Origin of the sequence: Chitinimonas sp., from assembly GCF_041904975.1 — a bacterium.
In the GTDB taxonomy this organism is placed as follows: domain Bacteria; phylum Pseudomonadota; class Gammaproteobacteria; order Burkholderiales; family Chitinimonadaceae; genus Chitinimonas.
In genome coordinates this window covers 1-7687 of record NZ_JAYRLZ010000211.1, presented here as the reverse complement: position 1 = coordinate 7687, position 7687 = coordinate 1, and the positions used below count along the sequence as shown (strand labels likewise).

General features: G+C 61.9%; 9 protein-coding genes. All 9 read left to right on the top strand.

From position 1 onward, the window contains the following. On the top strand, nucleotides 1-846 hold an 846-nt coding region (locus ACE3OH_RS16680; protein WP_374355537.1), incomplete at its 5' end, for an ABC transporter ATP-binding protein. Nucleotides 847-865: 19 nt separating this feature from the next. Next, nucleotides 866-1624, top strand: coding sequence for an ABC transporter permease (locus tag ACE3OH_RS16675; RefSeq protein WP_374355534.1), 759 nt, complete (start codon nucleotides 866-868; stop codon nucleotides 1622-1624). Between the two features lie 37 nt (nucleotides 1625-1661). Next, the gene (locus ACE3OH_RS16670) at nucleotides 1662-1901 is read left to right on the top strand and encodes a BolA family protein (protein WP_374355531.1); all 240 of its coding nucleotides are present in this window, start codon (nucleotides 1662-1664) and stop codon (nucleotides 1899-1901) included. A 104-nt stretch (nucleotides 1902-2005) separates the two neighbouring features. Further along, nucleotides 2006-3259: a UDP-N-acetylglucosamine 1-carboxyvinyltransferase gene (gene murA / locus ACE3OH_RS16665; RefSeq protein ID WP_374355528.1), complete on the top strand. Its 1254-nt coding sequence runs from the start codon at nucleotides 2006-2008 to the stop codon at nucleotides 3257-3259. 15 nt (nucleotides 3260-3274) lie between these two features. After that, a complete protein-coding gene (locus ACE3OH_RS16660; RefSeq protein ID WP_374355525.1) occupies nucleotides 3275-3649 on the top strand; it encodes a hypothetical protein in 375 nt (124 codons plus the stop codon). Between the two features lie 81 nt (nucleotides 3650-3730). Further along, the gene (locus ACE3OH_RS16655) at nucleotides 3731-4210 is read left to right on the top strand and encodes a nuclear transport factor 2 family protein (RefSeq protein ID WP_374355522.1); all 480 of its coding nucleotides are present in this window, start codon (nucleotides 3731-3733) and stop codon (nucleotides 4208-4210) included. Between the two features lie 536 nt (nucleotides 4211-4746). Further along, nucleotides 4747-5406, top strand: coding sequence for an ATP phosphoribosyltransferase (gene hisG / locus ACE3OH_RS16650; RefSeq protein ID WP_374355519.1), 660 nt, complete (start codon nucleotides 4747-4749; stop codon nucleotides 5404-5406). An 87-nt stretch (nucleotides 5407-5493) separates the two neighbouring features. Continuing rightward, nucleotides 5494-6792, top strand: coding sequence for a histidinol dehydrogenase (gene hisD / locus ACE3OH_RS16645; protein WP_374355516.1), 1299 nt, complete (start codon nucleotides 5494-5496; stop codon nucleotides 6790-6792). Continuing rightward, on the top strand, nucleotides 6789-7687 hold an 899-nt coding region (locus tag ACE3OH_RS16640; RefSeq protein WP_374355513.1), incomplete at its 3' end, for a histidinol-phosphate transaminase. The genes hisD and ACE3OH_RS16640, both read left to right, overlap by 4 nt.

Here is a 7687-nt window from a genome sequence, read left to right as displayed (position 1 = left end):
ATCGACTTTGACGTGCGCGAGGGCGAGTTCTTTGCCTTGCTCGGCCCCAATGGCGCCGGCAAAACCACCCTGATCTCGATACTGGGCGGCCTCACCCGCGCCGACCATGGCGTGGTGACGGTACTGGGCAGCAATGTGCAATCGGACTACCGCGATGCCCGCCGCAAGGTCGGCATCGTGCCGCAGGAACTGACCTTCGACCCCTTCTTTACCGTACGCGAGACGCTGGAATTTCAGTCCGGCTATTTCGGTCTGCGCCGCAACGACGCCTGGATCGACGAGCTGCTGGAAAACCTGGGCCTGAGCAATAAGGCCGATGCCAATATGCGCTCGCTGTCAGGCGGCATGAAGCGGCGGGTGATGGTGGCGCAGGCACTGGTGCACAAGCCGCCAGTGATCGTGCTGGACGAGCCGACCGCCGGCGTGGATGTGGAATTGCGCCAGACCCTGTGGGCCTTTATCCAGCAATTGAATCAGCAGGGCCATACCATCGTGCTGACCACCCACTACCTGGAAGAAGCCGAGGCGCTGTGCGGGCGTATCGCCATGCTCAAGCAGGGTGCCCTGGTGGCGCTCGATGACAAGAACACCCTGATGCAATCGCATTCGGCACGCACCGTATCGCTGCGCCTGTTCGACGCTCCCCTGCCAGCAACGCTGAGCAGCCTGCTGGTGCGCGAACACGAAGGCGCCTTCCAGCTGCGCCTTGACGATTGCGCCACCCTGGAAACCATTCTGGTGGCGCTGCGCGATGCTGGCGCTGCGGTTCAGGATATCGAAATCCTCAAGCCCGACCTGGAGTCGGTGTTTCTCGACGTAATGGGGAGGAAGCGCGAGACGGCCTGACGGCCCGCTCGCCACGCATATGCAAGGCTTTTACACCCTGTTCTACAAGGAAATCCTGCGATTCTGGAAGGTCAGCTTTCAGACGGTGGCAGCTCCCGTGCTGACCGCCATGCTCTACCTGCTGATTTTCTCGCATGTGCTCGAATCACGCGTCGAGGCCTATCCGGGCGTGCGCTATACCGCCTTCCTGATTCCGGGCCTTGCCATGATGTCCATGCTGCAAAACGCCTTTGCCAATACATCGAGCAGCCTGATCCAGTCGAAAATCACCGGCAATATCGTGTTCATCCTGCTGCCGCCCTTGTCGCACCTGGAATTTTTCCTCGCCTATGTGCTGGCCGCGGTGGTGCGCGGCGTGGTGGTGGGCGCCGGCGTGCTGGCGGTTTGCGCCGTATTTGCCATTCCCGCCTTCAAGTATCCCTTGTGGATTCTCATCTTTGCCGTGCTCAGTGCCGCAGTGATGGCGGTACTGGGCCTGATTGCCGGCATCTGGGCAGAAAAATTCGACCAGCTGGCGGCATTCCAGAACTTCATCATCGTGCCGCTGACCTTCCTTAGCGGCGTGTTCTACTCGATCCAGTCCTTGCCGGCATTCTGGCTGGGCATTTCTCACCTCAACCCGGTGTTCTACATGATCGATGGCTTTCGCTATGGCTTCTTTGGCCAGGCCGATGTGCCATCACCCTGGCTCAGCTTTTCCGTGGTCGGCGGCACTTTCGTGCTGCTCTCGGCATTTGCCCTGCATCTGCTGCGTACCGGCTACAAACTTCGTCACTAACCCCTCGCGCCCCGCAGGCAGATAACGCAACGATTCCATGGTTACTCCCGAACAAGTCAAGCAATACATAGCCGCCGGCCTCGCCTGCGAGGTTCTCGACGTCGCTGGCGACGGTCATCACTTTGAAGCCACCATCGTCAGCCGCGCCTTCGATGGCCTGTCGCGGGTACGCCAGCACCAGCTGGTCTACCAAGCATTGGGCGAGCGCATGCGCGAAGAGATTCACGCCCTGTCGATGAAGACCTACAGCCCGCACGAGTGGAAGAACCTCGGCTAAGCAGCCCCCTTGGTTACGGCCAGCACAGGCCGGGCCCAGCCCCGCAATTTCGGGGGCGATGCAATCACCACGCCGCAATACTGCGGCGGCAGTAAAGAATCGATATGGATAAGCTGAAAATTACCGGTAATGGCCCGCTCGAAGGTGAAATCACCATCTCGGGCGCCAAGAATGCGGCCTTGCCGATCCTGTGTGCCTCGCTTCTGACGGCCGACACCCTGCGCCTGACCAATGTGCCGCAGCTAAAAGACGTGATGACCACCCAGAAGCTGCTGCAGGGCATGGGCATGCGGGTGATGACCGACAATGTGCATGAATTCGAGCTGACCGGCGCCAGCGTCGACAAGCTGGTGGCCCCGTACGAGCTGGTCAAGACCATGCGCGCCTCCATCCTGGTGCTGGGACCGATGCTGGCCCGCTTTGGCGAAGCCAAGGTGTCGCTGCCCGGCGGCTGCGCCATTGGCGCGCGACCGGTCGAGCAGCACATCAAGGGCATGCAGGCGATGGGCGCCGAGATCACTATCGAGCACGGCTATATCCACGCCCGCGCCAAGCGCCTGAAGGGCGCCCGCATCGTCACCGATATGGTGACGGTGACCGGCACCGAAAACCTGCTGATGGCCGCCGTGCTGGCAGAAGGTACCAGCACCATTGAAAACGCCGCGCGCGAGCCGGAAGTGGTCGATCTGGCTGAATGCCTGATCAAGATGGGCGCAAAAATCAGCGGTCATGGCACCGACACCATCACGGTGGAAGGTGTCGAGCGCCTCTATGGCGCCGAACACCGGGTGATGCCGGACCGGATCGAAACCGGCACCTTCCTGTGCGCGGTAATGGCCGCCAAGGGCAAGGTGGTGCTGCGCAATACCCGCGCCAATATCCTCGATTCGGTGCTGGACAAGCTGCGCGAAGCCGGCGCCTATATCGAGGCGGGGGACGGCTGGATCGCCATCGAAATGCGCCAGCGCCCCAAGGCAGTGAGCTTGCGCACCGAGCCCTATCCGGCCTTCCCCACCGATATGCAGGCCCAGTTCATGGCGATGAATGCCCTGGCATCCGGCACCGGCATCATCAGCGAAACCATCTTCGAGAACCGCTTTATGCATGTATCGGAGCTGGCACGCATGGGCGCCGATATCCGCATCGATAGCCACACCGCCGTGGTGACCGGGGTCGAGCGCCTGTCCGGCGCCAATGTGATGGCCACCGATCTGCGCGCATCGGCATCGCTGGTGATTGCCGCACTGGCCGCCGAGGGCGACACCATTGTTGATCGTATCTACCACCTTGATCGCGGTTACGAGCATATCGAGCAGAAGCTGGGTGGCGTGGGCGCACTGATCGAGCGCATCCAGTAAACGGCGAGCAGACCGGTGTTAGCAACCCTGCTAGAACGCCTCGAAGAGGTGTTCGACGCACTTCGAGGCGAAACTTTCGTACTGGAAATAGTCCAGCAAACTGCCGATGTTCTGGTCATCCAGGGCGGCAGGCAGCGTTTTTCCTTCAGCAAGACCTCGCGCAGCGTCAGTGCCAATGGGAAGCGCCTTGCTCGCTTTGACGAAATCGAATGGATCGATATTGGCCGCGCCAGAAAGGATGACGACGGTCCCGAGCGGTGGTGGGTCAGGCTCAAGCTGCGAGGCTGGTTCGCTACCATTCCGATCGGTGCGTCACCCATCGATGCCGATGCATCAATCGTTGCCGCCCGGATCAGCACCTATACCGGCAAGGCAGTACGCGCCCTGTAAGCCGGCAGCGTCAGCGCGCTTGCAACTATGCCGAACCGCGCGGTAGTGTGCCGACATCCCTTTGTCGAGCACCTCGCCGCCATGAGCCCAGAAGCTGAACTGATCACCCGTTTTTACACGGCCTTCCAGCAAAAAGACTGGGCCACCATGGCTGCCTGCTATCACCCGGATGCTCAATTCGGCGACCCAGCCTTTCCGGATCTGCGTGGCAAGCAGCCCGGTGCCATGTGGCGCATGTTGCTGGAGAGCTCCACCGCGCTGACCCTGACCTTTACCGATGTGCAAGGCGCCAATGGCCGCGGCAGCGCCCATTGGGAAGCCCATTACCCGTTTTCGCAGACCGGCCGGCAGGTGCATAACCGCATCGATGCCGAGTTCGAATTCAAGGACGGCCTGATCTGGCGCCATCGTGACCACTTCGACTTCTGGGCGTGGAGCCGCATGGCGCTGGGCGCCCCCGGACTGCTGCTGGGCTGGACGCCGTTTTTGCGCAACAAGGTGCAGCGCATGGCGGGAGAGCGCCTGCAGCGCTTTATCGCCAAACACCCGGAATACGCCTGAGCACGGAACGCAGGTTGGAAAACCTGTAGACACAGAGAACAATGAGGACATAGAGCCCACTGAGAAAACCAAGACAAGACTGATTTTCTCTGTGATCTCCGTGTCCTTTGTGCCCTCTGTGTATACAGATTTTTGGAGGTGAGGCCGTCCTGATCCTGCAGACGCAAGTTGTCGGATCGTGGTCGGCAGCTTAGTCAGCGCCAAGTAGCCGAACCCGTTGCCACAGAGAACTATCGGGGCACAGATCGCACCGAAAAAGACCAAACCCGACCGGGTTTTCTCGGTGTGCTCCGTGTTCTCGGTGCTCTCTGTGTATACAGGTTTTGGGGTGTTGGATTACACATCAAGAAATCGCCCTATCGCCGCAGAATGGTTGCCTGAAGACCCACGCCATTGACTAGACAAGTAAGCAATAAAGTTGTCTAAACCACTGAAGAACCATGCTGACAGCGCACTTCAAAAACTAGACAACTTTACTCGCCAGCCGGCAAAACAGACGGCATAATCGCCTTCCCCCTGCTGCATTGCATCAATCCATGATCACCATCGCCCTGTCCAAAGGCCGCATTTTCGAAGAAACCGTTCCGCTACTGGCGGCTGCGGGTATTCATCCGGCCGAAGACCCGGAATCCTCGCGCAAGCTGATTGTGGGCACCAATCGCGACGATGTGCGCCTGGTGATCGTGCGCGCCACCGATGTACCGACCTATGTGCAATATGGCGCTGCCGACCTCGGCATTGCCGGCTATGACGTGCTGCTGGAGCATGGCGGTGCCGGCCTGTATCAGCCGCTCGATCTGGAAATCGCCCAATGCCGCTTGATGGTGGCAGTGCGCGAGGGTTATGACTACTTCGGTGCGGTCAAGCAGGGCGCGCGCCTGCGCGTTGCCACCAAATACGTCGCCGCCGCCCGTGAGCACTTTGCCCAGAAGGGCGTGCATGTCGATCTGATCAAACTGTATGGCTCGATGGAACTGGCGCCACTGGTAGGCTTGGCCGACGCCATTGTCGATCTGGTCAGCACCGGCAGCACCCTCAAGGCCAACCATCTGGTAGCGGTCGAGCATGTGCTGGATGTCAGCTCGCGCCTGGTGGTGAACCAGGCCGCGCTCAAGCTCAAGCGCGCCAAGTTGCAGCCGATCATTGATGCATTTGCGCAAGCCGGCCACCACCGCGCCCACGCCGCCAGCCTATAGTCATCCGGGCAGTTCGCCCACCGCACCTGCATACATCGTATTCGTCCCGCCTAGAGCCGACGCCTGCGGGCAAACCGAGACCTCGCCATGAAACGCCTTTGCACGACACAGCCCGATTTCCCGGCCCAGTTGGCCGCGCTACTGGCTTTTGAAACCGCCCAGAATCCGGCGGTGGATGCCACCGTAGCCGCCATGCTTGCCGATGTCCGAACCCGTGGCGATGCGGCACTGATCGACTACACCCAGCGCTTTGATGGCGTAGCCGCATCGTCAATGCGCGAGCTGACCCTGCATCGCCATGAACTGGAAGCCGCCTACCTGCGCCTGCCAGTCGACCAGCGCGAGGCGCTGGAAGCCGCTTGCGCGCGGGTGCGCCGCTATCACGAGAAGCAGCTGCAAAGCAGCTGGCAGTACGAAGAAGCCGACGGCACGGTACTCGGGCAGGTAGTGACGCCGCTGGATCGGGTGGGCCTGTATGTGCCGGGCGGCAAGGCCAGCTATCCCAGCTCGGTACTGATGAACGCCATCCCCGCCAAGGTAGCGGGCGTCGCTGAAATCACCATGGTGGTGCCCACGCCGCGAGGCGAGCGCAACGATCTGGTGCTGGCCGCCGCCTGGATCGCCGGCGTCGACAAGGTATTCACCATCGGCGGCGCCCAGGCGGTAGCTGCGCTGGCCTATGGCACCGAAACCATTGCGCCGGTCGACAAGATCACCGGGCCGGGCAACCAGTATGTGGCCGCCGCCAAGCGCGCGGTATTCGGGGTGGTCGGCATCGATATGGTGGCCGGGCCATCGGAAATCCTGGTGATCTGCGATGGCGCCACCGACTCGGACTGGATCGCCATGGACCTGTTCAGCCAGGCCGAGCACGATGAAATCGCCCAATCCATCCTGCTCTGCCCCGACGCCGCCTTTTTGCAGCGGGTCGCCGCCAGCATCGAGCGCCTGCTGCCCACCATGCCGCGCCGCGACATCATCGCCCAGAGCCTCGCCAACCGTGGCGCCTTGATCCAGGTGCGCGATCTCGCCGAGGCCGCCACCATTGCCAACCAGATCGCACCCGAACACCTGGAACTCTCGGTTGCCGACCCATGGGTGCTGCAAGGTCAGATCCGTCACGCCGGCGCCATCTTCCTCGGTCGCTTTGCCTCCGAAGCGCTGGGCGACTACTGTGCCGGCCCCAACCATGTGCTGCCAACCTCGCGCACCGCCCGCTTTGCCAGCCCGCTCGGGGTGTACGACTTCCAGAAGCGCAGCAGCCTGATCTATGTATCGGAAACCGGCGCACAGACGCTGGGCCGCATCGCCAGTACGCTGGCGCACGGCGAAGGCCTGCCGGCCCACGCCAAATCGGCGGAACTGCGCCTGAAAGGCGGCGCATGATGAGCCTTGCCCGCCAGTATGTACGCCCGGAAATCACCGCGCTGTCGGCCTACCCCGTCGCCGACGCCGCCGGCCTGATCAAGCTCGACGCGATGGAGAACCCGTTCCCACTGCCACCCGCCCTGCAAGCGGAGCTGGCGCAGCGCCTCGCTAGCGCCGCACTGAATCGCTACCCCGACCCTGATGGTGGCGGCCTGAAAGCGCGGCTGAAAGCGGCGTTTGCCATTCCGGATAATGCCGCCGTGTTGCTCGGCAACGGCTCGGATGAGCTGATCACCCTGATCTGCCAGACGCTGGCCCACCCCGGCGCCAGCCTGCTGTCGGCCGAGCCATCGTTTGTCATGTACAAGATGAATGCAGTGTTCAGTAGCGTGCAGTATGTCGGCGTGCCGCTGAAGCCGGATTTTTCGCTGGACTTGCCGGCAATGCTGGCGGCCATCGCCCAGCACCAGCCAGCCGTGGTGTTTGTCAGCTACCCGAATAACCCCACCGGCCCGCGTTACGCACGCGCCGAGGTGGAGGCGCTACTCGATGCCGCACCGGGCCTCGTGGTAGTGGACGAGGCCTACACCGCCTTTGCCGAAGACAGCTTTATGCCGCTGGCCGGTCGGCACCCGAAACTGGTGGTGATGCGCACCCTGTCCAAGCTGGGCCTGGCCGGCATCCGGCTCGGCTATATGGCCGGCCCGGCCGACTGGATCAATGAATTCGACAAGCTGCGGCCGCCCTACAACATCAATGTACTGACCCAAACCACCGCCCTGTTTGCGCTGGACCATATCGCCGTATTCAACGAACAGGCCGCCCTACTGCGTGCCGAGCGCAGCCGCCTGCTGGCTGCGCTGGTCGCCATGCCGGCGGTGACCGCCTACCCATCGGAAGCCAATTTCTTCAC